Source organism: Nocardia sp. JMUB6875, assembly GCF_041154655.1.
Taxonomy (GTDB): Bacteria; Actinomycetota; Actinomycetes; order Mycobacteriales; family Mycobacteriaceae; genus Nocardia.
This window is the reverse complement of record NZ_BAAFGR010000364.1, coordinates 1-2,443: the sequence shown is the minus strand read 5'-3', so window position 1 is coordinate 2,443 and position 2,443 is coordinate 1. Positions and strand designations below refer to the sequence as shown.

At 68.4% G+C, this 2,443-nt stretch carries 2 protein-coding genes and 1 pseudogene; all 3 read left to right on the top strand.

The window, feature by feature from the left end:
- Window positions 1–283: 283 nt before the first annotated feature.
- The gene (gene mraZ / locus ACAM49_RS39850; protein WP_033085808.1) at window positions 284–715 is read left to right on the top strand and encodes a division/cell wall cluster transcriptional repressor MraZ; all 432 of its coding nucleotides are present in this window, start codon (window positions 284–286) and stop codon (window positions 713–715) included.
- A 198-nt stretch (window positions 716–913) separates the two neighbouring features.
- On the top strand, window positions 914–1,894 hold the full coding sequence (gene rsmH, locus ACAM49_RS39845) for a 16S rRNA (cytosine(1402)-N(4))-methyltransferase RsmH (RefSeq protein ID WP_369640692.1): 981 nt from the start codon (window positions 914–916) through the stop codon (window positions 1,892–1,894).
- Between the two features lie 52 nt (window positions 1,895–1,946).
- A pseudogene (locus ACAM49_RS39840) lies at window positions 1,947–2,443 on the top strand (hypothetical protein); the annotation flags it as partial.

Sequence of the window (2,443 nt, the reverse complement as noted above, 5' to 3'; positions counted from 1 at the left end):
CACGGGTGCTCCCCACCCCGCCCCACACGTGCCTGGAATGCCCGCTATCTGCGGGTTTGCTGGCGGTTGTCGGGTGCTCTCCGCTGCGCGTCGCGCGTGTCGGGGGAACTGCGCGAAATCTTCCCCACCACCGTGATAGCTGGTGTGACCTGCGAAGTTCGCCAAGCGGGGACCGAGATCACCGACGCTTTCGATTGAAAGTGGGGGAAAGTGGGGTAATGTGGAGCCCGCACTACAGGAGGCCGAACAGTCGAGAGGGTGATCCGGCAGGAGGTGTCGAGGCGTGTTTCTCGGTACCTATACCCCTCGGTTGGACGACAAAGGGCGACTGACGTTGCCTGCGAAGTTTCGGGACGAGCTGGCGGGAGGGTTGATGGTCACGAAGGGACAAGACCACAGCCTTGCCGTGTATCCGAAGGACGAGTTCACCGCGCTCGCGCGGAGAGCCGCGGCCGCATCCCGATCCAATCCGCAGGCCCGCGCATTCGTCCGGGCCTTGGCGGCTTCCTCCGATGAGCAACGTCCGGACGCACAGGGCCGGATCATGCTGTCGGCCGAACACCGCCGCTACGCCAACCTTTCCAAGGATTGCGTGGTGATCGGCTCGGTCGACTTCCTCGAGATATGGGACAAGACGGCGTGGGATTCCTACCTCGCCGAGCACGAGGAGGATTACTCGCAGGCCAGAGACGAGTCGCTGGGCGGGATCTTCTAGCCCGCAGCGAGGCGAGTGCCCTGCGGCCTCTGCCCGACACCGACCCTGACGTACTTCCCCAACGCCAGGTGCGGTGCTTCGGTCAGAGACCACGGGGCATTCCCCTTGATTCGAAGGTCGTTCGTGTAAAGGCACAGCGCTGGCGACCCATCTGTGGCCGTGCGAAAGAACGTGAGGCAGGAAATCCGGGAGGTCCAGGTGCACCGAGGCAATGACGGCCCCCGCCATGTTCCGGTTCTCCTGCGCCGCGCGGACGAAATCCTCGGCCCCGCATTGCATTCCGAGGGCGCGGTCTACATGGACTGCACCCTGGGTCTGGGCGGCCACGCCGAGTACTTCCTGCAGACGTATCCGAACATCCGGCTTGTCGGCCTCGACCGCGACACCTCCGCGCTGAAGCTGGCGGGGGAGCGACTATCGCCCTTCCAGGACCGGATCACCCTGGTGCACACCAGGTATGACGGCATACCGCACGCACTCGAACAAGCCGGACTACCCGAGAAGTCCTCGGTCCACGCGATCCTCATGGACCTGGGTGTGTCCTCCATGCAGCTGGACGAGGCCGAGCGCGGCTTCGCCTACTCCATCGACGCGCCCCTGGACATGCGGATGGACTCCAGCACCGGCCCCACCGCCGCCGACGTGCTCAACACCTACAGCCACGGCGAGCTGGCCCGGGTCCTGAAAACCTATGGCGAGGAACGATTCGCGGGCAAGATCGCCTCCGAGATCGTGCGCCGCCGCCAGCGCACCCCCTTCACCAGCAGCGCGCAACTGGTGGAGGTGCTCTACGACACCATCCCGGCCGCGGCCCGGCGCACCGGCGGGCATCCCGCCAAGCGCACCTTCCAGGCGCTGCGCGTCGAGGTGAACCGCGAACTGGAATCCCTCGAGGCCGCCCTGCCCGCCGCGCTGGACGCGCTGGCCCCGGGCGGGCGGATCGTGGTGATGAGCTATCAGTCCCTCGAGGACCGGGTGGTGAAGGCGGAGCTGGCCAAGCGGTCGGCCTCGCGCACGCCCCTGGACCTGCCGGTCGAATTGCCCGGCATGGGACCGGAATTCAAGATCCTGACCCGGGGCGCGGAGAAGGCGACCGAGCAGGAGATCGAGGAGAACCCGCGGGCCGCCCCGGTGCGCATGCGGGCGGCGGAACGGATTGCAGGGGAGGCGCAAACGTGAAGTTCCGGGTGCAGGATCGGTCCGGCGGGTCCCGCGGGGGCGGGGCCGCCCTATGACGATCCAGAAGCAGGCGACGGGCCGGGGGGCTCGTCGGGTGCAGGCCGCCGAACGCGTGAAATCGGGTGCGGCGCAGCGCGCCTACGCCCGCCGCCGCAATCGTGAGGGCGGCGGGGCCGAGGTCCCGGGCGCGCGCCGCGGCCGGCGCAGCGACGCCATCCCGCGCGGCCGGATGTCCTTCGTGGCCACCATCATCGCCCTGCTGGGCTGTGGTCTGGCCCTGACCCTGCTGCTCACCACCCGCGCCACCGAGGACTCCTATCAGCTCGGCGATCAGCGCCGCGCCAATCAGAAGCTCTCCGATGAGCGCGACGCCCTGCAGCGCGAGGTCGCGGCCGCCGATTCGGCCCCCGAATTGGCCCAGCGCGCCGCCGAACTCGGCATGATCCCGGCCAAGGATCCGGCCCGCCTGCTGATCGGTCCGGACGGCCAGGTCATCGTGGTGGGCAATCCGCAACCGGCCCAGGGCAGCCCGGCCCCGCCGCTCAACAC